A 24,349-nucleotide genomic window follows, 5' to 3' on the forward strand; every position below is an offset into this window, starting at 1 on the left:
TGTCCACGACGCTATGCTCAAAAGAACGCGGCTTATCGATCAGCTTCACTCTTTATAAAACCCCGCTTCGGCGGGTTTTTTGCTGTATGAGCTGGTTGTCATGCCTGATGGCGCTACGCTTATCAGGCCTACTGGGATGGGTGGAACTGGTTTGGTAGGCCGGATAAGGTGTTTACGCCGCCATCCGGCAAATATTTTCCTGATAGTATTGCGATTGGTTTACCCCGAATCTGGCGTTTTATTTTCCATTCATCTAATCTTTATTTAGTTCTTATTTATGTTGCTGGCTTCTTTTATAAGAGGAAATGTCTCTCGGGATATTTCTTGTTTTGTGATGGACAACACAAAACGCTATGCGATACGTTTTTTCCGAGAATAATCACGCGCAATCGATCGCTATCACAAAATTAGTTGCTGACAAAGTGCGCAAAACAAGTGTTATAATAATGTTACGTATGGTGATGGTTTGTTTTCATTGTTTTAAATATTGATAAATGTAATGTTTCTTTACAAACAAATAAGGTCGAAAAACGTGATGCATAACGTTATTTAATCACTATAAACAATAAAATCAAATTATTTTTGATAAATTGCTTATTAAATTTAAGCACCGTTTTGCCTGATAATTACTCTGTAATTGATTGAAATATAGCCTTTCATGGATTTAAGAAATAGCAGGGAAAATGATGTCGTTATAGCCATAAAAAATCGTTATCCCCCCATCTTTTTTTGATTAAAGTCAGGATAAAGTGAGATCAATATTTCATATCTATATGATTATTAAGTGATTTCAATTTTCATAATAGTCTTACAAAATGTAAGTCAAGGGGATTTGTGAGTGGTAGCACATATCCTTGTTCGCTTAATTTGGTACACTTCCTGCCGTCAACAAAGTAATTAGCGTAGGTCGATATGAATACTATTACACTCCCTAAAACACAGCACTTAGTGGTCTTTCAGGAAGTCATTAGAAGTGGTTCTATCGGCTCAGCTGCAAAAGAATTAGGTTTAACTCAACCGGCTGTCAGCAAAATCATTAATGATGTAGAAGCTTATTTCGGTATTGAGTTAGTTGTACGTAAAAATACTGGTGTGACATTAACTCAGGCAGGTCAGGTGATGCTCTCATGGTCTGAATCTATTACCCGTGAAATGAAAAACATGGTTGATGAGATGAACAGCATGACGAGCAACGCGGTCGTTGATGTGTCGTTTGGCTTTCCTTCACTGATTGCCTTCACCATCATGTCCGGCATGATTAAAAAATTCAAAGAAGTGTTCCCGAAAGCGCAGGTTTCTATGTATGAAGCTCAGCTCTCCTCCTTCTTACCGGCGATTCGTGACGGACGTCTGGACTTCGCCATCGGTACGCTGAGTGATGAGATGAAACTGCACGATCTGCACGTTGAGCCGCTCTTTGAGTCAGACTTTATCCTGGTCGCCAGCAAGTCCCGAACATGCACCGGCATCACCTCGCTGAGCGCGTTGAAAAACGAACAGTGGGTGTTGCCACAAACGAATATGGGTTACTACAGCGAACTTCTTACCACGTTACAGAATAATGGCATCAGCAGTGAAAACATCGTTAATACAGACTCCGTCGTTACGATTTATAATCTTGTTCTCAGTGCTGATTTCTTAACAGTAATTCCCTGCGATATGACCACACCGTTTGGCTCAAACCAGTTTATTACTATCCCGGTAGAAGAAACCTTACCCGTCGCGCGTTATGCCGCCGTATGGTCGAAAAATTATCGAATTAAAAAAGCAGCATCTATTTTGGTGGAATTAGCCAAAGAATATTCATCATATAATTGTCGGAGACGAAGGCAATTAATTGAAATTGATTAAAGATTGAATTTGTTTTAACACGAAATCAACGCCATCTGTCTATATCTGACAATGGTCACGGCTATCTATTTACTTTAATACCCTAGTAAGAGGTTCTAATGCACATTACATACGATCTCCCAGTTGCAATTGAAGATATCCTCGAAGCGAAAAAAAGACTGGCGGGGAAAATTTATAAAACGGGAATGCCTCGCTCTAACTATTTTAGTGAACGTTGCAAAGGGGAAATTTTCCTCAAGTTTGAAAACATGCAGCGTACCGGTTCATTTAAAATCCGTGGCGCGTTTAACAAGCTCAGTTCATTAACCGAAGCTGAAAGATGTAAGGGTGTGGTGGCTTGCTCTGCAGGTAACCATGCGCAAGGCGTTTCTCTCTCCTGCGCTATGCTCGGAATCGACGGCAAAGTGGTGATGCCGAAAGGCGCGCCGAAGTCTAAAGTTGCTGCAACCTGTGATTATTCCGCAGAAGTTGTGCTGCATGGCGACAACTTCAACGACACCATCGCTAAGGTTAGCGAGATTGTGGAAACGGAAGGCCGTATCTTTATTCCGCCATATGATGACCCGAAAGTCATTGCAGGTCAGGGGACTATTGGTCTGGAAATTCTGGAAGATCTGTACGATGTCGATAACGTGATTGTGCCAATTGGCGGTGGCGGACTGATTGCTGGTATTGCGGTGGCAATTAAGTCTATTAACCCGACCATTAAAATTATTGGCGTGCAGTCTGAAAACGTTCACGGCATGGCGGCTTCTTTCCACGCTGGAGAAATAACCACGCACCGAACGACCGGCACCCTGGCGGATGGTTGTGACGTTTCCCGCCCGGGTACTTTAACGTATGAAATTGTTCGTGAGTTGGTGGATGACATTGTCCTGGTCAGCGAAGATGAAATTCGCAACAGCATGGTGGCATTAATTCAGCGAAATAAAGTTGTGACTGAAGGTGCCGGCGCACTGGCATGCGCAGCATTATTAAGCGGGAAATTAGATAGCTATATCCAGAACAGAAAAACAGTCAGCATTATTTCTGGCGGTAATATCGACCTTTCTCGTGTATCTCAAATTACTGGTTTAGTTGACGCTTAATATACTTCGTTGAGGATAGGATATGAGTACTACTGATAGCATTGTATCCAGCCAGACAAAACAGTCGTCCTGGCGCAAATCGGACACCACCTGGACACTGGGTTTATTTGGTACAGCCATCGGCGCAGGGGTGCTGTTCTTCCCTATCCGCGCAGGTTTTGGCGGACTGATCCCCATTCTGATCATGCTGGTGCTGGCATACCCCATTGCCTTCTATTGCCACCGTGCGCTGGCACGCCTGTGTCTTTCCGGTTCTAATCCTTCCGGTAACATCACAGAAACGGTTGAAGAGCACTTTGGTAAAACGGGCGGCGTGGTTATCACGTTCCTCTACTTCTTTGCGATTTGTCCGCTGCTGTGGATTTATGGCGTCACCATTACCAACACCTTTATGACCTTCTGGGAAAACCAGTTGCAGATGCCCGCGTTAAACCGTGGCTTCGTGGCGCTGTTCTTGTTGTTGCTGATGGCATTCGTCATCTGGTTTGGTAAAGATCTGATGGTTAAAGTGATGAGCTACCTGGTATGGCCGTTTATTGCCAGCCTGGTGCTTATTTCTCTGTCTCTGATCCCTTACTGGAACTCTGCGGTTATCGATCAGGTTGATCTCAGCAATATCGCACTGACTGGCCATGACGGCATCCTGGTTACCGTGTGGCTGGGTATTTCCATCATGGTGTTCTCTTTCAACTTCTCGCCAATCGTTTCTTCTTTCGTAGTCTCTAAACGCGAAGAGTATGAGAAAGATTATGGTCGCGAATTCACCGAGCAGAAATGTTCCAAAATCATCTCTCGCGCCAGTATGCTGATGGTTGCGGTGGTAATGTTCTTCGCCTTTAGCTGCCTGTTCACGCTGTCTCCGGCAAACATGGCGGATGCGAAAGCGCAAAACATTCCAGTGCTGTCTTACCTGGCGAACCACTTCGCTTCACTGTCCGGTACGAAGTCTACCTTCGCCACCATTCTGGAATACGGTGCTTCAATCATCGCCCTGGTTGCTATCTTCAAATCTTTCTTCGGCCACTATCTGGGGACGCTGGAAGGTCTGAACGGTCTGGTGCTGAAGTTTGGTTACAAAGGCGATAAAACCAAAGTTTCCATGGGCAAACTCAACACCATCAGCATGATCTTCATTATGGGTTCCACCTGGGTTGTGGCATACGCCAACCCGAACATCCTGGACCTGATTGAAGCAATGGGCGCGCCGATTATTGCCTCTCTGCTTTGCCTGCTGCCGATGTATGCCATCCGTAAAGCGCCATCGCTGGCGAAATACCGTGGCCGTCTGGATAACGTGTTTGTTACCGTGATTGGTCTGCTGACCATCCTGAACATTGTCTACAAACTGTTTTAATCCTTAAGCTCAGGATGAGCGGAGTAGTGAAATGAATGAGTTTCCGGTAGTACTGGTTATTAACTGTGGTTCATCTTCCATTAAATTCTCAGTGCTCGATGCAGCAAACTGTGAAGTTTTAATGGCGGGAATTGCAGACGGTATTAACTCTGAAAATGCGTTCATAGCAATTAATGGAGGAGAGCCAGCTAAGCTGGCTCACCACAGCTACGAAGACGCATTAAAAGCAATTGCCGTTGAACTGGAGAAACGTAATTTAATGGACAGCGTGGCCTTAATTGGCCACCGCATTGCCCACGGCGGAAATATCTTTACCGAATCAGCAATTATTACTGAGGAAGTTATCGACAATATTCGCCGGGTATCGCCATTAGCACCGCTACATAATTATGCGAACCTCAGTGGGATCGAGTCCGCTCAGCACCTTTTCCCAGGCGTGCAGCAGGTCGCGGTATTTGATACCAGCTTCCACCAGACGATGGCTCCTGAGGCCTATCTGTACGGTTTACCGTGGAAGTATTTTGAGGAGTTGGGCGTTCGTCGTTACGGTTTCCACGGCACGTCGCACCGCTATGTTTCTCAGCGAGCGCATGAGCTTCTCGAGCTGCAACACGATGACTCAGGTCTGGTTGTGGCGCACCTGGGGAACGGCGCGTCAATTTGTGCGGTACGTAACGGACAGAGCGTTGATACCTCAATGGGCATGACGCCGCTGGAAGGGCTGATGATGGGCACACGCAGCGGCGACGTCGATTTCGGCGCGATGGCGTGGATTGCCAGCGAAACCAACCAGACGTTGAGCGACCTTGAGCGTGTAGTGAATAAAGAGTCCGGTTTACTGGGTATTTCCGGTTTGTCCTCTGACTTACGTACGTTAGAAAAAGCCTGGCACGAGGGACATGAGCGTGCGCAGTTGGCGATTAAAACGTTTGTGCATCGTATTGCACGTCATATCGCCGGACATGCCGCATCGCTGCATCGTCTTGATGGCATTATTTTCACCGGTGGAATAGGTGAGAACTCGGTATTAATTCGTCGTCTGGTTATTGAACACCTCGCCGTTTTAGGGGTGAATATCGACAGCGAGATGAATAGCCTGCCAAATTCCCATGGCGAAAGAATTATCTCTAATAAAGATGCTCGTGTTATTTGTGCGGTAATTCCCACAAATGAAGAGAAAATGATTGCGCGTGATGCCATTGCGTTAGGCAAAATTAATACACCAGTAGAATTTGCATAATTAATTTTCAGCAGAGAGATTATTTTTCATGAAGGTAAATATCGATACCAGCGATATGCTGTATGCCGAAGCCTGGAATGGCTTTAAAGGTACGGACTGGAAAGAAGAAATTAATGTCCGTGATTTTATTCAGCACAACTATACGCCTTATGAAGGGGATGAATCTTTCCTCGCCGAAGCTACGCCTGCGACCACTGCGTTGTGGGAAAAAGTCATGGCGGGCATCCGTATTGAAAACTCGACGCACGCGCCGGTTGATTTCGATACCAATATTGCCACCACGATAACCGCTCATGATGCGGGTTATATTGAACAAGAACTGGAAAAAATCGTCGGTTTGCAAACGGATAAGCCGCTCAAGCGTGCTCTGCATCCGTTTGGCGGCATCAACATGATCAAAAGCTCTTTTGATGCTTATGGTCGTGAGATGGATGCTAATTTTGAATACCAGTTTACTGAACTGCGTAAAACCCATAACCAGGGCGTATTCGACGCCTACTCTCCGGATATGCTGCGCTGCCGTAAATCCGGCGTGCTGACCGGCCTGCCGGATGGTTACGGTCGTGGTCGTATCATCGGTGATTATCGCCGCGTCGCGCTGTACGGTATCCGCTACCTGGTGCGCGAGCGTGAACTGCAGTTTGCCGATCTCCAGTCTAACCTGGAGTGGGGCCAGAATCTTGAAGCCACGATTCGTCTGCGCGAAGAACTGTCTGAGCACCGCCGCGCTCTGCTGCAAATGCAGGAAATGGCGGCGAAATACGGCTGCGATATCTCCCGTCCGGCGCGTAATGCGCAGGAAGCGGTGCAGTGGGTGTACTTTGCTTACCTGGCTGCGGTGAAATCGCAGAACGGCGGCGCTATGTCGCTGGGCCGTACCGCATCGTTCCTCGACATCTACATTGAGCGCGATTTCAAAGCGGGTATCTTAAACGAGCAGCAGGCGCAGGAGCTGATCGACCACTTCATTATGAAGATCCGTATGGTGCGCTTCCTGCGTACGCCGGAATTCGACACGTTGTTCTCAGGCGACCCTATCTGGGCGACCGAAGTTATCGGCGGCATGGGGCTGGATGGCCGCACGCTGGTGACGAAAAACTCGTTCCGTTACCTGCATACGCTGCACACCATGGGCCCGGCGCCTGAGCCGAACCTGACGGTGCTGTGGTCTGAGCAGCTACCGATTGCCTTCAAAAAGTACGCCGCCCAGGTGTCTATCATCACCTCGTCTTTGCAGTATGAAAACGACGATTTGATGCGCGCCGACTTTGACAGCGATGACTATGCCATTGCCTGCTGCGTCAGCCCGATGGTTATCGGCAAACAAATGCAGTTCTTCGGTGCGCGTGCAAACCTCGCCAAAACGTTGCTGTACGCAATCAACGGCGGCGTGGATGAGAAACTGAAAATCCAGGTCGGCCCGAAAACGGCTCCGCTGATGGATGACGTGCTGGACTACGACACGGTGATGGAGAGCCTGGACCACTTTATGGACTGGCTGGCCGTGCAGTACATCAGCGCGCTGAACATCATCCACTACATGCACGACAAGTACAGCTACGAAGCTTCGCTGATGGCGCTGCACGATCGTGATGTCTATCGCACGATGGCCTGCGGTATGGCGGGTCTGTCCGTGGCGGCGGATTCTCTGTCGGCTATCAAATATGCTCGCGTGAAACCGATTCGCGATGAAAATGGTCTGGCCGTTGATTTCGAAATCGAAGGCGACTATCCGCAATACGGCAACAACGACGAGCGCGTAGACAGTATTGCCTGCGACCTGGTCGAACGCTTTATGAAGAAAATTAAGGTGTTGCCAACCTACCGTAACGCGGTGCCAACGCAGTCTATTCTGACCATCACCTCCAACGTGGTGTACGGACAGAAAACCGGTAACACGCCGGACGGACGTCGCGCTGGTACGCCGTTTGCGCCAGGGGCTAACCCGATGCACGGCCGCGATCGTAAAGGTGCGGTGGCGTCGTTAACGTCGGTCGCCAAACTGCCGTTTACCTATGCCAAAGACGGTATCTCATACACCTTCTCCATTGTGCCGGCTGCACTGGGCAAAGAGGATGGGGTGCGTAAAACCAACCTGGTCGGTCTGCTGGACGGTTACTTCCACCATGAAGCGCATGTGGAAGGCGGGCAGCATCTGAACGTTAACGTTATGAACCGTGAAATGTTGATGGATGCCATTGAGCACCCGGAAAACTATCCGAACCTGACGATCCGCGTGTCTGGCTATGCGGTGCGCTTCAACGCGCTGACCCGCGAACAGCAGCAGGATGTTATTTCACGTACTTTCACCCAGGCGCTCTGACGCCGGAGGGACTATGAGAAAAGTTATTGCAACCGAATGTGCGCCAGGGGCCATAGGGCCTTACGTACAGGGTGTGGATCTGGGCAGTATGGTGTTGACGTCAGGTCAAATCCCGGTATGTCCACAGACCGGTGAAGTGGCAGAAAACGTGGCCGATCAGGCGCGTCAAAGCCTGGAAAACGTGAAAGCGATCGTCGAGTCCGCAGGTTTGAAAGTGAGCGATATCGTGAAGACGACCGTTTTCGTATCCGACCTGAACGATTTCGCCACCATTAACCAGGTGTACCAGCAGTTCTTTGATGAGCATAAGGCAATTTACCCTACGCGCAGCTGCGTACAGGTCGCCCGCTTACCCAAGGATGTGAAGCTCGAGATTGAAGCCATCGCCGTACGTGGCGACACGCTGTAATCCCTTGCGGGGCGATCGCAGGATCGCCCCGATCCTTAATGAGTGTGAAACCTGGTCTTCACTGAACGGCAATCCGAGGGTGTGGATATGATTAGCGCATTCGATATTTTTAAGATTGGCATTGGACCTTCCAGCTCCCATACCGTGGGGCCAATGAACGCAGGTAAAAGCTTTATCGATCTGTTGGTCAGCAGCGGAGAACTTCCCAAAACCACGCATATTGTGGTCGATCTTTATGGATCGCTCTCCCTGACCGGAAAAGGTCATGCGACAGATGTCGCCATCATAATGGGACTGGCCGGAAACAGTCCGCAAAACGTTAATATAGATTCAATCGCTGGCTTTATTCAGGAAGTGGCCCGTACCGGACGTTTACCGGTTGCAGAGGGCACGCATGTTGTCGATTTCACTCCAGATAAAAATATTCTCTTTCATAGCGAAACGCTGCCGCGCCATGAAAATGGCATGCGTATCACCGCGTGGAACGGCACCGAGACGCTGCTAAGCAAAACCTATTACTCCGTCGGCGGTGGTTTTATCGTTGAAGAGGAGCAATTTGGTCAGGCGCATGATGTTGAAGCACACGTGCCCTACAATTTTCATTCCGCCAGCGAACTGCTGAAACTGTGTGAGCGCAACGGGCTGTCTGTTTCCGGCTTGATGATGCAAAACGAACTGGCGATGCGCAGCAAAGAAGAAATCGATGCTGGCTTTGCCGCCATCTGGGACGTCATGCACGCCGGGATCGAGCGCGGTATGAACACCGAAGGCGTCCTGCCGGGCCCGCTTAACGTTCCGCGTCGCGCCGTGGCATTACGTCGGTTGCTGGTTTCCAGTGATAATCTGTCCAGCGACCCGATGAACGTGATTGACTGGATCAACATGTTCGCGCTGGCCGTGAGCGAAGAAAACGCCGCCGGTTGCCGGGTTGTCACGGCACCGACCAACGGCGCATGTGGGATTATCCCTGCTGTCCTGGCCTATTACGACAAGTTCCGTCGTCCGGTGAATGCGAACTCCATTGCCCGCTATTTGCTGGCCGCGGGGGCGATAGGCGCGCTGTATAAGATGAACGCCTCTATTTCTGGTGCTGAGGTGGGCTGTCAGGGTGAGATTGGCGTGGCCTGTTCAATGGCGGCAGCCGGGCTGACAGAGTTGCTTGGCGGTAGCCCGTCGCAGGTTTGTATTGCGGCTGAAATCGCCATGGAGCATAACCTGGGGCTGACCTGCGACCCGGTCGCCGGACAGGTGCAAATACCGTGCATTGAGCGTAATGCGATCAACGCGGTAAAAGCCGTCAACGCCGCGCGTATGGCGCTACGTCGGACGTCAGAGCCACGCGTGTCGCTCGATAAGGTGATCGAGACCATGTATGAAACAGGCAAAGATATGAACGACAAATACCGTGAAACGTCACGCGGTGGCCTGGCGATTAAGGTGGTTTGTACCTGAGGTTAAAAGCCGAGCCTGATGGCGCCCAGCTTTCAGGCCTACGGTTTGCGCGCGTTTGTAGGCCGGATAAGGCGCAAGCGCCGCCATCCGGCCATGAATGAATTAATCAACATAGCAGAATAAAAAGGTGCACTTTAGTGCACCTTTTTTGTTGTGATCGGCTTCAAAATTAGAAATTAAATTCTTTATGTGAGTTTAAAAGAGAAATTATTTCTTAACTTTTAGAAATTACAGGGGTTTGTTTGTGAAGTTTTTCTCTGACCCTGCGCGTATGATTTCCTCATTACTCCAATAGCTCGCCTGCACCTTAGTACTGCGTATCGCATTGAGGCAGTACGAAAAAATATAAAAACCTCTACCTACACATTGAGCGGGAAATTATGGAAACAACAACAAATAACAGCGTAATACTCGACGCGTCTGCTCCGGCTCGCCGGGCGGGAATGACCGAAAGTGAATGGCGCGAAGCCATTAAATTCGACAGCACGGACACCGGCTGGGTCATTATGAGTATCGGTATGGCAATTGGCGCGGGGATTGTTTTTCTTCCTGTCCAGGTAGGGCTGATGGGGCTGTGGGTGTTCTTGCTCTCCTCTATCATCGGCTACCCAGCCATGTATCTGTTCCAGCGGCTGTTTATTAATACACTGGCTGAGTCCCCAGAGTGTAAAGACTACCCGAGCGTGATCAGCGGCTATCTGGGTAAGAACTGGGGCATCCTGTTAGGTGCGTTGTATTTTGTGATGCTGGTTATCTGGATGTTTGTTTATTCCACCGCCATTACCAACGATAGCGCCTCCTACCTGCACACTTTTGGCGTTACTGAAGGTTTGCTGTCCGACAGCCCGTTTTATGGACTGGTGCTGATTTGCATCCTGGTTGCCCTCTCGTCACGCGGTGAACAAATGCTGTTTAAAATCTCCACTGGCATGGTACTGACCAAGCTACTGGTGGTTGCAGCGCTTGGCGTATCAATGGTGGGAATGTGGCATCTGCATAACGCAGGTTCACTGCCGCCGATGGCGTTGCTGATCAAAAATGCGATCATCACGCTGCCGTTCACGCTGACCTCGATTCTGTTTATTCAGACCTTAAGCCCGATGGTTATCTCATACCGTTCTCGCAATAAATCCATTGAAGTGGCGCGCCATAAAGCCCTGCGTGCTATGAACATTGCGTTCGGTATTCTGTTTGTTACCGTCTTTTTCTACGCCGTTTCCTTCACGCTGGCGATGGGCCATGACGAAGCGGTTAAAGCCTACGAGCAGAACATTTCCGCTCTGGCGATTGCCGCGCAGTTTATCAACGGTGCGGGTGCGGGCTGGGTGAAAATTGTTAGCGTTATTCTGAACATTTTCGCCGTTATGACCGCTTTCTTCGGCGTTTACTTAGGTTTCCGTGAAGCCACTCAGGGGATCGTGATGAACATTCTGCGTCGTAAAATGCCAGCAGAGAAAATCAATGAGACCCTGGTTCAGCGCGGCATTATGATTTTTGCCATCCTGCTGGCCTGGAGCGCAATTGTGCTCAATGCGCCGGTACTGAGCTTCACCTCTATTTGTAGCCCTATTTTCGGCATGGTGGGTTGTCTGATCCCGGCCTGGCTGGTCTACAAAGTTCCTGCACTGCACAAATACAAAGGCGCTTCCCTGTATCTGATTATTATCACGGGCCTGCTGCTGTGCATTTCTCCGTTCCTGGCATTTTCCTGAGATATCTGAGCAAAGGTTGTTGTTATGTTTGAGACTACATTGAATCCATTATGGGATAGTTTTATCCGCGCGGTGCAGGAAGAAGTTAAGCCTGCGCTGGGTTGTACGGAACCTATCTCTCTGGCTCTGGCGGCAGCGGTCGCAGCCGCTGAGCTGGGCGGCGCGGTTGAACGCATTGATGCGTGGGTCTCACCGAACCTGATGAAAAACGGCATGGGCGTTACCGTGCCGGGTACCGGAATGGTCGGGTTGCCTGTCGCGGCAGCGCTGGGTGCGCTGGGTGGAAATGCCCACGCCGGTTTAGAGGTACTGAAAGACGCGTCGCCACAAGCGATCGCCGATGCGAAAGCGATGCTGACCGCAGGGAAGGTTGCTGTGATGCTGCAGGAGCCTTGCGAGGACATCCTCTTTTCCCGCGCGAAGGTTTACGGCGCTGAAGGATGGGCGTGCGTAACGATTGTGGGCGGTCATACCAACATTGTGCGCATCGAGACCAATAAAGGCGTGGTGTTCACCACAGAACAGAACGCTGAGGAAGAGGAGCAGGAGTCACCGCTGGCGGTACTGTCTCACACGTCGTTGGAAGAGATTCTGGCGTTCGTGAACGCGGTACCGTTTGAGTCAATCCGCTTCATTCTCGATGCGGCAAAACTGAATGGTGCACTGTCTCAGGAAGGGCTGCGCGGTAACTGGGGCTTGCACATCGGAACCACGCTTGAGAAGCAATGTGCGCGTGGCCTGCTGGCGAACGATCTCTCCACCTCTATTCTGATCCGTACCAGCGCGGCATCGGATGCGCGAATGGGCGGGGCGACGCTGCCGGCCATGAGCAACTCCGGCTCCGGTAATCAGGGGATTACCGCCACCGTTCCGGTCATGGTGGTGGCCGAGCACTTTGGCGCGGATGAAGAGAAACTGGCGCGTGCGCTGATGTTGTCTCACCTGAGTGCTATCTACATCCATCATCAGCTCCCGCGTTTGTCTGCACTGTGTGCGGCAACCACGGCGGCGATGGGCGCCGCGGCGGGGATGGCATGGATCGTTGATGGTCGCTACAACACTATCGCGATGGCGATCAGCAGCATGATTGGCGACGTAAGCGGGATGATTTGTGATGGCGCTTCGAACAGCTGTGCGATGAAAGTCTCAACCAGTGCATCTGCGGCGTGGAAAGCGGTGCTGATGGCGCTGGATGATACCGCTGTAACCGGCAATGAAGGGATTGTGGCGCATAACGTGGAGCAATCTATCAGTAACCTGTGCGCGCTGGCGTGTCGTTCTATGCAGGAAACCGACAAGCAGATCATTGAGATCATGGCCAGTAAAGCGCATTAATCTGTAGGCCGGGTAAGGCGCAGCCGCTACCCGGCATCAGCCTGAGCCGCCTTTTCAGGCGGCTTCTTCGTCTTCCAGCCGTAGCTCGGCATCGGCCACAATCGCTTCCAGCTCCGTCAGCATTTCTTCATAACCGAAGGTAACCGTTTCCTGCTTTTTAGGCTCAGTCTGCGGCTGGCGTTTTTTTGATGATTTCTTGCTCAATAGTCGTACTCCGTTGTTTTCCCTGACTATACGGGCAAATCTATCAGCAAAGCGCGCAGCGGGGTATCAGCGACTAACGTTATGTTAGTTTCGTCACGAATAAATGCGCCATCGCCGCAGGTGAGCGCTTCTTTTTCGGCGCCAGATGTTACCGCATGGAATCTGCCGTGAATCGACTGTAAGTAAGCTCGCGGCCCATGTAACTGAAAACTCAGCGATTCACCCTGTTGCAGTTCAACGTGGTGCACCCAAACCTGTTGGCGCAGATGCAGGCTGCCTTGCTCACCGTCTGGCGAGGCCAACAGCTGATGCTTACCGGCGCTCAACGTGGCTTTCTGTACGCAGGCGTTTTCGCGCTGCGGACAGGCGTCCAGCCAGAGCTGCATTCTGGTTAATGGTTTATCTTTGCTGATATTGTGTTCGCTGTAGCTGATTCCTGGCTGTGTCGCGAGCAGTAAAACTTCTCCCGCTTTGGCCTGAATATGGTTGCCTTCGCTGTCGCGGTACTCCGCTTCCCCTTCAAGGATCAGATTGACGATATCCACCTTCGGATAGGTCCGTGGCTGGAAAGAGGCCCCCGGTGCCAGAACTTCCTGGTTCAGAACACGCAGCGAGGCATAACCCAGCAGTTTAGGATCAAAATAGTGTCCAAAGGAGAAGGTATAACGGGCCTGCAGCCAGCCGTAGTCTGCTTGCCCGCATTGTTTGGCTGTACGGGTAGTAATCATAGTTCTTGACCTCTCTTTACTTCCTTTTATGTTAAATGGCTAGACGCTGCATTGTTAGCCAGATATTCTGCCCGGTATGTTCAAATTTCCTGAATGAGAACGAGATGGCCAAAGAAAGGGCTTTAACGCTTGAAGCGTTACGCGTCATGGACGCAATAGACCGACGCGGCAGCTTTGCCGCAGCGGCGGACGAACTGGGGCGTGTTCCTTCTGCGCTCAGCTATACCATGCAGAAGCTGGAGGAGGAGCTGGACGTGGTGCTGTTTGACCGTTCAGGTCATCGCACAAAATTCACCAACGTCGGGCGTATGCTGCTGGAGCGTGGGCGTGTACTGCTGGAAGCTGCGGATAAACTGACCACCGATGCCGAAGCATTGGCTCGCGGTTGGGAAACGCATCTGACCATCGTCACCGAAGCGCTGGTGCCGACGGCGGCATTTTTCCCGTTGATTGACAGGCTTGCCGGGAAGGCCAATACCCAGCTTTCCGTTATTACCGAAGTTCTGGCCGGGGCGTGGGAGCGTCTGGAGCAGGGGCGGGCGGATATCGTGATTGCGCCGGATATGCATTTTCGCTCATCCTCAGAAATCAACTCGCGTAAGCTGTACTCGCTGATGAACGTCTATGTAGCGGCCCCGGAGCATCCCATCCATCAGGAGCCGGAACCGTTATCGGAAGTCACCCGCGTGAAATACCGCGGGATCGCGGTGGCGGATACCGCCCGTGAACGTCCGGTGCTGACCGTCCAACTGCTGGATAAACAGCCGCGTCTTACGGTGAGTACGATAGAAGATAAACGCCAGGCGCTGTTGGCCGGTCTTGGCGTGGCGACGATGCCGTACCCGCTGGTGGAAGAGGATATTGCGGCTGGTCGGCTGCGGGTAGTTAGCCCGGAATCGACAAGCGAAATTGATATTATTATGGCCTGGCGTCGGGACAGCATGGGCGAGGCGAAATCCTGGTGTCTGCGAGAAATCCCCAAGCTGTTTGCAGGTAAATAGCTGGACTGTTACGCCGGATGTGGTGCTAAGCACCTTATCCGGCCTGGAAGACGGAGTATGTTGTAGGCCTGATAAGCGTAGCACCATCAGGCATCTACATATGCTACGTCAGGATAACTGTTTGGGATCGGGCCCAAAGCGGTTACTCCCCTGAGTCCCGTTTTGACAGTTGAAAATGATGATCACCAACCAGCCTACGATCGGGATCAGCAGCACCAGCAGCCACCAGGCTGAACGATCGGTGTCATGCAAACGCCGGAACTGCACTGCCCACCAGGGGATAAATACCAGAACCCCATAAATCGTCGTTAATATACCTTCTCCCCCGGCGCGCTCCCAGCCAAGCATTCTGTCCAGAATACCCAGCACGAACGTGAAGATGATGTTGACCAACACAAACATCCAGTATTCTTTACGACGCGCGCGGCCACCAAAACCAAAGTAGTTCTTTAATACGTTTAAATACCAATCCATTTTTGCCTCGTTCTGCATTCAATTACTTGTTTTTAAAGCAATCAAATTAAGAATAGCCGTGAATGAAATGATGGTAAATATTTGTGGTGTTAATTATTTGGTCCCCTGATGGGTAATACTTATCAGTGAACGCCTCAGTTTCAGAAAGTATCAACCTGTGTTGGCGGGAGTAATGAATATGCGCTCTCAGAGAAAGGGTTCCGTTCACCTTATGTTCATCGCTTCTCTTAAGCATTGGTTCATGTGAACGTGTAAAGGGCGTTCTCCGCCACGCCCTTGCACGTTCACGGGTAACGGCGTTTCAGAGAAATGACACAGCTGAGGTGAACGGAACCCTGAGCAAAAATCACATGTTCGCCATACATGCTTAACTAATCGGCCTAACCCCAAAGTGGACCCGTGTAAATCATGCGAAACGCTCGTCACGCCCATGAGGTTCGCTGAGGTCCTGCAACGGCCCAACAGAAATAATGCCGGTCGGGTTAATGGTTTTGTGGCTACGGAAGTAGTGATTGCGGATGTGATCGAAATTGACGGTTTCCGCAATACCTGGCATCTGGTAGATATCGCGCAGGAAACCGTAAAGGTTCAGATAGTCGCTAATCCGGTGTTTGTCGCATTTGAAGTGGGTTACATACACGGGATCAAAACGCACCAGCGTGGTCCACAGGCGAATATCGGCCTCGGTTAACTGGTTGCCGGTCAGGTAGCGATGTTGTCCAAGGATTTGTTCCAGTCGCGCCAGCGATTGGAAGACTTTTTCCACTGCGTCGTCGTAGGCTTCCTGACTGGTGGCAAATCCGGCTTTATACACGCCGTTATTGACGTTGTCATAAATCCAGCCGTTCAGCTCATCGATTTTGCTTTGCAAGGCTGGTGGATAGTAATCCCCGGCTTTCGCGCCCAGCGCATCAAACGCAGTATTAAACATGCGGATGATTTCTGCAGATTCATTGCTGACAATGGTGTGGTTCTTTTTATCCCACAGCACCGGAACGGTCACCCGTCCGCTGTAGTGAGGATCGGCGTGTAAATAGAGCTGATAAAGAAAGTCGTGCTGATACAGGGTATCACCGGTTGCCGCCGGGAAGTTATCGTCAAAGGTCCAGCCGTTTTCCAGCATCAACGGATGTACTACGGAAACGGAAATGAACGGTTCCAGCCCTTTAAGTTTTCGCAAAATCAGCGTGCGATGCGCCCACGGACAGGCCAGCGAAACGTACAGATGATAGCGATCTTTTTCGGCAGCAAAGCCAGCCTCACCGGTTGGGCCAGGCGCGCCATCCGCGGTGAGCCAGTTACGGAAAGCCGATGCAGAACGTTGAAATTTTCCCCCGGTTGATTTGGTATCGTACCAGGTGTCATGCCAGACGCCGTCAATCAGTTGTCCCATTATCTCTCTCCCGGATAGCAAAACGAGGAGATATCTCCTCGCTTTTTGATGTGTTCAGTATAGTTTGCTTACCACTTTTTATTCAGTACACGGTCGATGCTGAAGGCGCCCGGACCGGTGATAGCCAGCAGCAGGAAACCGCCTGCGATAGTCAGGTTTTTCATGAACATCAGAGAGTTCACACCTTCCGCAAAGTTGCTGTGGAAGAGGAACGCCGTCAGCAGCGTGAAGCCTGCGGTGAACAGTGCGGTCGTACGGGTCAGGAAACCGAACAGAATTGCCAGACCGCCGCCAAACTCAAGCAGAATCACCAGCGGTAGCATAAATCCTGGTACGCCCATGGCTTCCATGTACTGTTGGGTACCCGCATATCCGGTGATTTTTCCCCAACCTGCGGAAATAAACAGGATTGGCATCAGAATGCGCGCTACCAGTACACCAACATCTTCTAATTTCTTCATCATACTCTCCAGGAAACCACTCAGGCGGCTTATTGTGTTTTTTTGTGCATCGGCGCTGCAAAGCGCGTCGTTGCTGTCGATGGAGAGAATCATAAACGTGCTTAGTGACAATTGTTAGCAAGGAAAACTGTCAATATTTTTCAAAAATTTTGAGGTTAGGGGGAAAGAGGGGTTTTAGCCACGCAGCTGCTGCTGTCTGATGGTGGATTTAACCAGACGCCAGATGCTCCAGACGCTAAAACCGCGTTTGGCCCAGCGTACCAGCAGATTTGGGTTACGAATGGTGCGAACCGCCATAATGCTGCTCCCGACTAACACCCAGCCACGCAGGTTCAACAGCGTTTTCCAGCCACGATCGTAAACTTCGGTGGCTTCCAGCCAGTCGCGGCGAGTGGCAGACAGATCCAGCCGTTGCTGCTGGATCTGTCCAAGCAGTTGCGCCTTACGTTGTTGACGTTCGACTTTACTGCTCATTATGCATCATCCTCCAGGGCACGCCTGTCGTTAGCGAGCTCATTGCGCGTATGGCGCAGCAGCGTTGTTTTACGTGCCTTACGCAGCGTCCATAGCCCGCCGATAAGCGCTAAAAGCAACAGCACAACGGTGGTGGCAATCATGGCGTTCAGACGATATTGTGGATCTATAGCCCAGATGATAAGCACCATCAGGCTCATCAGTCCAAACGCCGCGAACAGCATGGTAAGCCCAAGCATCAGCAGGATCTGGATGAGATTGGATTTTTCCTCTTCCAGCTCAACGACGGCCAGCCGCAGCCGCGTCTCTACGATCTCAACGAGAATCGTCAGGATCCGCTGTCCAATACCCAGTACGCCTTTGCCTGGACCTTGTGCGTGTTGAGAATCTGCCATTGTTAACGGCGCGACAGCAGTACACCAAGCACCACACCGACTGCAGCGCCAATGCCGACGCCTGTCCATGGGTTTTCGCGCACGTAGTTATCGGCTTTAGCCGCTGCCTCACGGGTCTGTTTGGCAATCACATCGCTGGTTTCGCTCAGGCGATGGCGGCTCTCGCGCAAAGCGTGTTCGGCTTTGCTGCGAATTTTACTCATCTCTTCCTTCGACTTATCGCCAGAGGAGCTAAGTACTTCTTCAAGCGTATCCGCAAGAGATTTCAGCTCAGCGCGCAGGTTTTCCGTAGCATTATCTTTCGACATAGTTTTCTCCAGTTGAGTGGCTAGTTACCGTACTTAGTAATCGCGGGTCTCGAGTTCTTTCAGCTCTTTCTGAGCTTCAGCAAGCTTGTGCTCGCGCTTTGCTATCTTATCCGCATCGCCTTTTTGCTTCGCCTCGGCCAAATCACGTTGACGCTCGGCTATCTCGTCTTTCTGCTCAGCAATTTTTTTCTGATGGTCGGCGCGCAGTTTGCTGTCAGTACAGTTAGCCCTAACTTCGCTGAGTGCTTTGTTCAGGCCATTGATGCGGTTTTGATTGTTGTGCTTTTCGGCATAGCTAATCTCCCGCTGAATATCCTGTTCTTTTTCCTGACAGAGGGTGGAGGCGTAACTGCCGGCACTGAGAGCGAAAAGACTAATTGCTAAAGCGATGCGGTATTTCATTCTTGAACCTTCCATTGTGATTCGACCTGGTGGCTAAGGCCGATGCTCCAGAGTAATAAAGCGTTGAGTCATAAACCCAGTTTATTAATCATAGGCGTTAAATGATGAAATCACCAAAGTGAGTGATCTAATTCAGAATCCTGGAGATTAACCAAAACGGTGCGGGGTATCACGTAAGCGGGATAACCACTGTACCGCCTGATTATCATCATCCTGCTGGGCAATAACGAAACCATGCGGTAACGTTCGGTCCAGCACGACCTTTGCGGCTGCGCTCTGCGCGCTGGAATCAAAGGTGATTAGCAGCGCGTCATTTTGCGGAGTAATGCTTTTAAAGCGAATACCGTTGGCGTCCAGGTGATGCCAGATAGAGAAGCCATCAGGCATGGTGGCTCCCTGATTTACTGCACGAATGGCAAGCGTTGACTCCTGCTGGCGGATGACCGACCAGGTCAGGAGCAGCGCGCCAATAAAAAGCATAAAGGTAGTGGTCCAGGCAAGTCGTCGGAGCGTTATGCGTGATTTCAGCATAATTTACCCTCGGTTCCCGTATTTCTTTTTCCAAAGCACAACCAGTGAACCTGCCAGACCAAACACCAGTAACACCACGGGAAGCAGCATCAGGCAAGACATCAGCTGATCTTCATATTTGAGAAACACTGGCGTTTTGCCCAGCAGATAGCCAAGCGTTGTGAGAATCAGAACCCAAAGCAGTCCGCTCATCCAGTTAAAGAACTGAAAGCGCGCATTGTTCAGGCCGGACAATCCTGCGATGGTCGGCAGTAGTGTTCTGACAAACGCGATAAAGCGACCGACCAGCAGCGCAGACAAGCCATGCTTATGGAACAGATGATGCGCACGCTGATGATAATGCGCTGGCAGATGGGACAGCCAGTTTTGTACGGTGCGGGTATTTCCCAGCCATCGCCCCTGGATATAGCTGAGCCAGCAACCGAGGCTGGCTGCGGTGGTAAGCAGCAGTACTGTTTGCGGGAAACCCATCGCGCCTTTGGCGATAAGTACGCCGACCAGTACCAGAAGACTGTCGCCAGGTAAAAAGGCTGCTGGCAGCAGTCCGTTTTCCAGAAACAAAATGGTAAATAGTACGAAATAGAGCATGCCAATCATGGAAGGATTGGCCAGCGTTTCAAAATCCTGAGCCCATAAAGCATTCAGTAATTGAGTCAGTAGTTCCATTCAATATTCCTGGAGAATCGGTTGTCGTCATGCCGGTTTTCTGGAGTTTGTAACGCCGCAATTTAATTGGTGTTTTTTACATGGATCGCGGTCTGACACAAATTCACGGCCTGAACTATTCCCTGTAAAGTTGTGAAGTAAGCAAGCTCTCAAACACAAAAATTCAAATAACAACTAATTGTAACAAAGGTCAACGTTGTCCGTTATAGAAATTACGGTTGTTGAACTGTGATTTTGCTTATCGCAATGGAGGGAGGCGAGAGGATTTACACAGGCTGACACTTTATACCTAACGCTTACCAAGCGTCAGAAACAGGCGCTTTGTCGCGCCTGCATCGCTAAGATTGTTTATTTTGCGCCGTTAGCCGCCGTATCGAGATGAACAACGGGATTTTCAGTAAAAAGATAACGGTCAGCATTGAACTCAAAATCATCGCTGGTTTCGTTAAACAGCATCTGTTTGGTGTTCTCAAGGTGCTGCCACATTGCCAGCTTGGCGGCATGGGGATCTTTGCGAATCAGCGCCCGCAGGATCTGGTCATGGTCGTCACACCAGTTATCTACCGTACGCAGGTCGATGTGGTCGTGTAGTTTCTTCCAGTAGGGGTTGTGAATACGTTGAGTCCACATTTTTTCAACAATCGCGGCCAGAGCGGAGTTCTGCGTTGCCAGCGCGACCTGCACATGGAACTGGAGATCCCACTCGGAGTCACGAAAGCTTTTTTCGTTACGCGACTTCTCCTGAATTTCCATCAGCTTCATGATGTCCTGTTTGGTCACCTGAGTGGCGGCAAACTCGGCAATGTTGCTCTCAATCAACTGGCGAGCCTGGAGCAGCTCAAAAGGACCGTAGCTGGCGAACTCCAGATTTTCATCTGGCGCGACATAATGTTTAGGTTGGTTCGAAATGACGTGGATCCCCGATCCTTTACGCACTTCAACGTAGCCCTCAACCTCGAGCATGATGATCGCTTCACGAACCACGGTGCGGCTGACATTTTTTTCATCGGCGATAAAGCGCTCGGCGGGGAGTTTATCACCCACCAGGTAGACGCCCTGCTCAATGCGTTCTTTCAGATCAGCGGCAAGTTGTTGGTACAAACGTCGTGGTTCGGTGATTTCCATATGCGCTCCAGGCATGATACGGCAGACTATATTTGTTATACCACTTTTGCGAATACGGCTCCACTCGCGGCGACAAAAAAGCCGCCAGATAACTGGCGGCTTCACATTATATACCCTTGATGAATAACATCGGGTTAATTTTGCGTCGCGGGATCGCCGGTTTGTGAACCCGAATCTACCTCGCTGGCCGATTTGTTCTGCAATACCGTCCAGATGACTAACGCGCCGAGTAGGTCGAATACCGCCAGTACGGCGAACAGCGGGCTAAAGCCGATGGTGTCAGCCAGCGCGCCAACGACCAGTGCAAACAGCGTACTTGCAAGCCAGGCGGACATACCGGTCAGACCGTTTGCGGTTGCCACTTCATTACGACCAAATACGTCAGAAGAGAGCGTAATCAGGGCACCAGAAAGCGCCTGGTGAGCAAAGCCGCCGATGCACAGCAGAGCGATAGCAATGTACGGACTGGTGAACAGGCCGATCATCCCTGGGCCAATCATCAGCAATGCGCCCATGGTGACGACCATTTTACGCGAAACGATCAGGTTAACCCCGAACCAGCGCTGGAACAGCGGCGGTAAATAACCCCCTACGATACAACCCAGGTCAGCAAACAGCATTGGCATCCAGGCAAACATCGCAATTTCTTTCAGGTTAAAGCCGTAGACTTTAAACATGAACAGCGGGATCCAGGCGTTGAAAGTACCCCAGGCCGGCTCTGCCAGGAAACGCGGCAGCGCGATACCCCAGAACTGACGGTTACGCAGGATCTGACCGAGGGACATTTTCTTCGCGGTACTGTTTTTATGCTGTGATTCCTGACCATTCAGAATGTAATCACGTTCTTCATCAGACAGTTTTTTCTGGTCGCGTGGGTGTTTGTAGAACACCAGCCAGGACATCGCCCAAATGAAGCTCAGCGCACCGGAAATAATGAATGCCATCTGCCAGCTGTGCATGACGATAGCCCAGACGACCAGCGGCGGAGCAATCATCGCGCCGATAGAAGAACCCACGTTAAAGTAACCTACGGCAATTGAACGCTCTTTAGCCGGGAACCATTCGGAGCTGGCTTTCAGACCTGCGGGGATCATCGCGGCTTCAGCGGCACCTACCGCGCCACGCGCCAGCGCCAGTCCACCCCAACTGCCAGCCAATGCGGTCGCGCCGCAGAAGACGGCCCACAGAACGGCGAACATCGCGTAACCAATTTTAGTGCCGAGCACATCGAGCACATAGCCGGCAACGGGTTGCATTACGGTGTAAGCAGCAGAATACGCTGCGATGATATAGGAATACTGTTGAGTGGAGATGTGTAACTCTTCCATCAGAGTTGGCGCAGCTGCCGCCACAGTGTTACGTGTCAGGTAACCCAGCACGGTGCCAAGCGTCACCAGTGCGATCATGTACCAACGTAACCCTTTAATTTTACGCATGTAAAACCTCATCGTTTTGTTATTTCCGCGAACGAGCGGTCATCTTCCAGTTCAGGGAGGAGGATGTTCTTTTACGAGGGGGTAACCGAAAAAAAAGCCGGCACTCCCCGAACTTTGCCATGTCAATAATTGTGCTAATTCGGTTTCCGTACCGGTCAATCCGATGGTGATACATCGGTAATTTGCATTCCGTCGGCTTATGTATCGCGACGGCCAAAAGATAACTTGTCATACAGCTTTAAAAGGTGAGTGCCATCACAAAAGTGTGAATCTTCGTGTGGTCATTATTTCGATTCAGCAAAGCCAGTACTGGCGCGGCTTGACGCGTAATTTACCTCTTTGAGAGTAATTTTTTTGTCACCATTTGTTGATCTAACTCACGAAAATATCTTCAGTGTATGGAAATTGGTGTGATAACTTTGTCAACATCAAAACATAAGCAATCTGACGCACTCGCTGAGAGGAAGACGATAATGACCCCGTTTATGACTGAAGATTTCCTGCTGGACACCGAATTTGCCCGCCGTCTGTATCATGATTACGCCAAAGACCAGCCGATCTTCGATTACCACTGCCATTTACCACCGCAACAAATCGCTGAAAACTACCGTTTTAATAACCTGTATGACATCTGGCTGAAGGGCGACCACTATAAGTGGCGTGCGATGCGCACCAATGGCGTCGCTGAGCGCCTGTGTACCGGCGATGCGTCCGATCGTGAGAAGTTTGACGCCTGGGCCGCGACCGTACCGCACACCATCGGTAACCCGCTGTACCACTGGACCCACCTCGAACTACGTCGTCCGTTTGGTATTACAGGTAAGCTGCTGTCTCCTGCGACTGCCGACGAAATCTGGAACCAATGCAACGAACTGCTGGCGCAGGATAAATTCTCCGCGCGCGGCATCATGCAGCAGATGAACGTGAAAATGGTTGGTACCACCGATGACCCGATCGACTCTCTGGAGCATCACGCGGCCGTTGCTAAAGACGGAAGCTTTGATGTGAAAGTGCTGCCGAGCTGGCGTCCGGATAAAGCTTTCAACATCGAACTGGCAACCTTTAATGACTATATGGCGAAGCTGGGCGAAGTGTCCGACACCGACATTCGTCGCTTCGTAGACCTGCAGACCGCGCTGACCAAACGTCTGGATCACTTCGCGGCTCACGGCTGTAAAGTCTCTGACCACGCGCTGGACGTGGTGCTGTTTGCTGAATCTAACGAATCTGAACTGGATAGTATTCTGGCGCGCCGCCTGGCGGGTGAAACCCTGAGCGAGCATGAAGTAGCCCAGTTTAAAACTGCCGTACTGGTGTTCCTCGGCGCAGAATACGCGCGTCGCGAATGGGTACAGCAGTACCACATCGGCGCGCTGCGTAATAACAACCTGCGTCAGTTCAAACTGCTGGGCGCGGATGTTGGCTTTGACTCCATCAACGACCGTCCGATGGCCGAAGAGCTGTCCAAACTGCTGAGCAAGCAGAACGAACAGAACCTGCTGCCGAAAACCATTCTGTACTGCCTGAACCCGCGCGATAACGAAGTGCTGGGCACCATGATCGGCAACTTCCAGGGCGAAGGTATGCCGGGCAAAATGCAGTTCGGTTCCGGCTGGTGGTTCAACGATCAGAAAGATGGGATGGAACGTCAGATGACGCAACTGGCCCAGCTTGGCCTGCTGAGCCGTTTTGTCGGCATGCTGACCGATAGCCGTAGCTTCCTGTCATACACGCGCCATGAATACTTCCGTCGTATCCTGTGCCAGATGATTGGCCGTTGGGTTGCTGCAGGTGAAGCACCGGCAGATATCCAGTTGCTGGGCGAAATGGTCAGAAATATTTGCTTTAACAATGCGCGTGATTACTTCGCCATTGAACTGAACTAAGAGCCTATCCATTAGGCTATTTTACTTGCCAGTTTGAACCTGGGCAGTGCTCAAAATCCTCACGTACTACGTGTACGCTCCGGTTTTTGCGCGCTGTCCGT

24 protein-coding genes are annotated in these 24,349 nt (G+C 50.9%); 11 read left to right on the forward strand and 13 right to left on the reverse strand.

What is annotated here, in order from left to right; translation table 11 throughout:
• Positions 1-912 precede the first annotated feature (912 nt).
• From tdcA to OGV80_RS16440, 9 genes are all read left to right on the forward strand, one after another.
• Positions 913-1,851: a transcriptional regulator TdcA gene (gene tdcA / locus OGV80_RS16400; RefSeq protein ID WP_047408417.1), complete on the forward strand. Its 939-nt coding sequence runs from the start codon at positions 913-915 to the stop codon at positions 1,849-1,851.
• A gap of 98 nt (positions 1,852-1,949) precedes the next feature.
• Positions 1,950-2,939, forward strand: a complete 990-nt coding sequence (tdcB, locus tag OGV80_RS16405) for a bifunctional threonine ammonia-lyase/L-serine ammonia-lyase TdcB (protein ID WP_003828594.1) — start codon at positions 1,950-1,952, stop codon at positions 2,937-2,939.
• A gap of 22 nt (positions 2,940-2,961) precedes the next feature.
• Positions 2,962-4,293: a threonine/serine transporter TdcC gene (tdcC, locus tag OGV80_RS16410; protein ID WP_286515327.1), complete on the forward strand. Its 1,332-nt coding sequence runs from the start codon at positions 2,962-2,964 to the stop codon at positions 4,291-4,293.
• Between the two features lie 31 nt (positions 4,294-4,324).
• Positions 4,325-5,533, forward strand: coding sequence for a propionate kinase (gene tdcD / locus OGV80_RS16415; RefSeq protein ID WP_286515329.1), 1,209 nt, complete (start codon positions 4,325-4,327; stop codon positions 5,531-5,533).
• Positions 5,534-5,561: 28 nt separating this feature from the next.
• Positions 5,562-7,856: a formate C-acetyltransferase gene (gene pflB / locus OGV80_RS16420; RefSeq protein WP_286515331.1), complete on the forward strand. Its 2,295-nt coding sequence runs from the start codon at positions 5,562-5,564 to the stop codon at positions 7,854-7,856.
• A gap of 13 nt (positions 7,857-7,869) precedes the next feature.
• Entirely contained in the window at positions 7,870-8,265 is a 396-nt protein-coding gene (locus OGV80_RS16425) for an enamine/imine deaminase (protein WP_003828585.1), read from the forward strand.
• Between the two features lie 87 nt (positions 8,266-8,352).
• Entirely contained in the window at positions 8,353-9,717 is a 1,365-nt protein-coding gene (gene tdcG / locus OGV80_RS16430) for an L-serine ammonia-lyase (RefSeq protein ID WP_080626060.1), read from the forward strand.
• Between the two features lie 380 nt (positions 9,718-10,097).
• Complete coding sequence (locus OGV80_RS16435; protein WP_080626061.1) at positions 10,098-11,429, forward strand: SLC5/6 family protein; 1,332 nt, start codon at positions 10,098-10,100, stop codon at positions 11,427-11,429.
• Positions 11,430-11,453: 24 nt separating this feature from the next.
• Positions 11,454-12,764: an L-cysteine desulfidase family protein gene (locus OGV80_RS16440; protein WP_047408433.1), complete on the forward strand. Its 1,311-nt coding sequence runs from the start codon at positions 11,454-11,456 to the stop codon at positions 12,762-12,764.
• 54 nt (positions 12,765-12,818) lie between these two features.
• Here the strand turns inward: OGV80_RS16440 and OGV80_RS16445 are convergent, their stop codons facing one another.
• Positions 12,819-12,968, reverse strand: a complete 150-nt coding sequence (locus tag OGV80_RS16445) for a protein YhaL (protein WP_087052412.1) — start codon at positions 12,966-12,968, stop codon at positions 12,819-12,821.
• Positions 12,969-12,994: 26 nt separating this feature from the next.
• Positions 12,995-13,696: a pirin family protein gene (locus OGV80_RS16450; RefSeq protein ID WP_043017746.1), complete on the reverse strand. Its 702-nt coding sequence runs from the start codon at positions 13,694-13,696 to the stop codon at positions 12,995-12,997.
• A gap of 104 nt (positions 13,697-13,800) precedes the next feature.
• On the opposite strand from OGV80_RS16450, the gene yhaJ reads away from it, so the two are divergent.
• On the forward strand, positions 13,801-14,697 hold the full coding sequence (gene yhaJ / locus OGV80_RS16455; protein WP_043017745.1) for a DNA-binding transcriptional regulator YhaJ: 897 nt from the start codon (positions 13,801-13,803) through the stop codon (positions 14,695-14,697).
• A gap of 108 nt (positions 14,698-14,805) precedes the next feature.
• Here yhaJ and OGV80_RS16460 read toward each other — a convergent pair whose 3' ends face one another.
• From OGV80_RS16460 to OGV80_RS16510, 11 genes are all read right to left on the reverse strand, one after another.
• Entirely contained in the window at positions 14,806-15,171 is a 366-nt protein-coding gene (locus OGV80_RS16460; protein WP_043017744.1) for a DUF805 domain-containing protein, read from the reverse strand.
• A gap of 406 nt (positions 15,172-15,577) precedes the next feature.
• The gene (gene yqjG / locus OGV80_RS16465; RefSeq protein ID WP_286515338.1) at positions 15,578-16,564 is read right to left on the reverse strand and encodes a glutathionyl-hydroquinone reductase YqjG; all 987 of its coding nucleotides are present in this window, start codon (positions 16,562-16,564) and stop codon (positions 15,578-15,580) included.
• A gap of 68 nt (positions 16,565-16,632) precedes the next feature.
• On the reverse strand, positions 16,633-17,025 hold the full coding sequence (locus OGV80_RS16470; protein WP_047408436.1) for a DoxX family protein: 393 nt from the start codon (positions 17,023-17,025) through the stop codon (positions 16,633-16,635).
• A gap of 174 nt (positions 17,026-17,199) precedes the next feature.
• Positions 17,200-17,499 (reverse strand): YqjK-like family protein, encoded by a 300-nt coding sequence (locus OGV80_RS16475; protein WP_003024845.1) that lies wholly within the window; start codon positions 17,497-17,499, stop codon positions 17,200-17,202.
• Positions 17,499-17,894, reverse strand: a complete 396-nt coding sequence (locus tag OGV80_RS16480) for a phage holin family protein (protein WP_043017741.1) — start codon at positions 17,892-17,894, stop codon at positions 17,499-17,501. The genes OGV80_RS16475 and OGV80_RS16480 overlap by 1 nt, the downstream gene beginning before the upstream one ends.
• 2 nt (positions 17,895-17,896) lie before the next feature.
• Positions 17,897-18,202 (reverse strand): ElaB/YgaM/YqjD family protein, encoded by a 306-nt coding sequence (locus OGV80_RS16485; protein ID WP_003024832.1) that lies wholly within the window; start codon positions 18,200-18,202, stop codon positions 17,897-17,899.
• A gap of 33 nt (positions 18,203-18,235) precedes the next feature.
• A complete protein-coding gene (locus tag OGV80_RS16490) occupies positions 18,236-18,604 on the reverse strand; it encodes a DUF1090 domain-containing protein (protein WP_043017740.1) in 369 nt (122 codons plus the stop codon).
• A 147-nt stretch (positions 18,605-18,751) separates the two neighbouring features.
• Complete coding sequence (mzrA, locus tag OGV80_RS16495) at positions 18,752-19,120, reverse strand: EnvZ/OmpR regulon moderator MzrA (protein WP_029139667.1); 369 nt, start codon at positions 19,118-19,120, stop codon at positions 18,752-18,754.
• A gap of 18 nt (positions 19,121-19,138) precedes the next feature.
• Positions 19,139-19,801 carry a DedA family general envelope maintenance protein YqjA gene (gene yqjA, locus OGV80_RS16500; protein ID WP_003024820.1) on the reverse strand — a complete coding sequence of 221 codons (663 nt, stop codon included), beginning with the start codon at positions 19,799-19,801 and terminating at the stop codon, positions 19,139-19,141.
• Positions 19,802-20,149: 348 nt separating this feature from the next.
• Positions 20,150-20,926, reverse strand: coding sequence for a transcriptional regulator ExuR (gene exuR / locus OGV80_RS16505; RefSeq protein WP_006687952.1), 777 nt, complete (start codon positions 20,924-20,926; stop codon positions 20,150-20,152).
• 134 nt (positions 20,927-21,060) lie between these two features.
• Complete coding sequence (locus OGV80_RS16510; RefSeq protein ID WP_047408439.1) at positions 21,061-22,362, reverse strand: MFS transporter; 1,302 nt, start codon at positions 22,360-22,362, stop codon at positions 21,061-21,063.
• 473 nt (positions 22,363-22,835) lie between these two features.
• Between OGV80_RS16510 and uxaC the strand changes: the two genes are divergently transcribed.
• Complete coding sequence (gene uxaC, locus OGV80_RS16515; RefSeq protein WP_047408441.1) at positions 22,836-24,248, forward strand: glucuronate isomerase; 1,413 nt, start codon at positions 22,836-22,838, stop codon at positions 24,246-24,248.
• Positions 24,249-24,349 lie beyond the last annotated feature (101 nt).

The organism is Citrobacter sp. Ce119, assembly GCF_030334525.1.
GTDB lineage: Bacteria > Pseudomonadota > Gammaproteobacteria > Enterobacterales > Enterobacteriaceae > Citrobacter > Citrobacter europaeus.

What these genes read in the sequence shown, in the direction of transcription:
- OGV80_RS16460 (WP_043017744.1), bottom strand. Translation starts at nt 15,171, where the DNA reads ATGGATTGGTATTTAAACGTATTAAAGAACTACTTTGGTTTTGGTGGC.
- OGV80_RS16450 (WP_043017746.1), bottom strand. Translation starts at nt 13,696, where the DNA reads ATGATTACTACCCGTACAGCCAAACAATGCGGGCAAGCAGACTACGGC.
- OGV80_RS16480 (WP_043017741.1), bottom strand. Translation starts at nt 17,894, where the DNA reads ATGGCAGATTCTCAACACGCACAAGGTCCAGGCAAAGGCGTACTGGGT.
- OGV80_RS16440 (WP_047408433.1), top strand. Translation starts at nt 11,454, where the DNA reads ATGTTTGAGACTACATTGAATCCATTATGGGATAGTTTTATCCGCGCG.
- tdcG (WP_080626060.1), top strand. Translation starts at nt 8,353, where the DNA reads ATGATTAGCGCATTCGATATTTTTAAGATTGGCATTGGACCTTCCAGC.
- OGV80_RS16510 (WP_047408439.1), bottom strand. Translation starts at nt 22,362, where the DNA reads ATGCGTAAAATTAAAGGGTTACGTTGGTACATGATCGCACTGGTGACG.
- OGV80_RS16475 (WP_003024845.1), bottom strand. Translation starts at nt 17,499, where the DNA reads ATGAGCAGTAAAGTCGAACGTCAACAACGTAAGGCGCAACTGCTTGGA.
- tdcC (WP_286515327.1), top strand. Translation starts at nt 2,962, where the DNA reads ATGAGTACTACTGATAGCATTGTATCCAGCCAGACAAAACAGTCGTCC.
- tdcB (WP_003828594.1), top strand. Translation starts at nt 1,950, where the DNA reads ATGCACATTACATACGATCTCCCAGTTGCAATTGAAGATATCCTCGAA.
- tdcA (WP_047408417.1), top strand. Translation starts at nt 913, where the DNA reads ATGAATACTATTACACTCCCTAAAACACAGCACTTAGTGGTCTTTCAG.
- OGV80_RS16425 (WP_003828585.1), top strand. Translation starts at nt 7,870, where the DNA reads ATGAGAAAAGTTATTGCAACCGAATGTGCGCCAGGGGCCATAGGGCCT.
- OGV80_RS16490 (WP_043017740.1), bottom strand. Translation starts at nt 18,604, where the DNA reads ATGAAATACCGCATCGCTTTAGCAATTAGTCTTTTCGCTCTCAGTGCC.
- exuR (WP_006687952.1), bottom strand. Translation starts at nt 20,926, where the DNA reads ATGGAAATCACCGAACCACGACGTTTGTACCAACAACTTGCCGCTGAT.
- OGV80_RS16470 (WP_047408436.1), bottom strand. Translation starts at nt 17,025, where the DNA reads ATGAAGAAATTAGAAGATGTTGGTGTACTGGTAGCGCGCATTCTGATG.
- yqjG (WP_286515338.1), bottom strand. Translation starts at nt 16,564, where the DNA reads ATGGGACAACTGATTGACGGCGTCTGGCATGACACCTGGTACGATACC.
- uxaC (WP_047408441.1), top strand. Translation starts at nt 22,836, where the DNA reads ATGACCCCGTTTATGACTGAAGATTTCCTGCTGGACACCGAATTTGCC.
- OGV80_RS16435 (WP_080626061.1), top strand. Translation starts at nt 10,098, where the DNA reads ATGGAAACAACAACAAATAACAGCGTAATACTCGACGCGTCTGCTCCG.
- yqjA (WP_003024820.1), bottom strand. Translation starts at nt 19,801, where the DNA reads ATGGAACTACTGACTCAATTACTGAATGCTTTATGGGCTCAGGATTTT.
- pflB (WP_286515331.1), top strand. Translation starts at nt 5,562, where the DNA reads ATGAAGGTAAATATCGATACCAGCGATATGCTGTATGCCGAAGCCTGG.
- yhaJ (WP_043017745.1), top strand. Translation starts at nt 13,801, where the DNA reads ATGGCCAAAGAAAGGGCTTTAACGCTTGAAGCGTTACGCGTCATGGAC.
- tdcD (WP_286515329.1), top strand. Translation starts at nt 4,325, where the DNA reads ATGAATGAGTTTCCGGTAGTACTGGTTATTAACTGTGGTTCATCTTCC.
- OGV80_RS16485 (WP_003024832.1), bottom strand. Translation starts at nt 18,202, where the DNA reads ATGTCGAAAGATAATGCTACGGAAAACCTGCGCGCTGAGCTGAAATCT.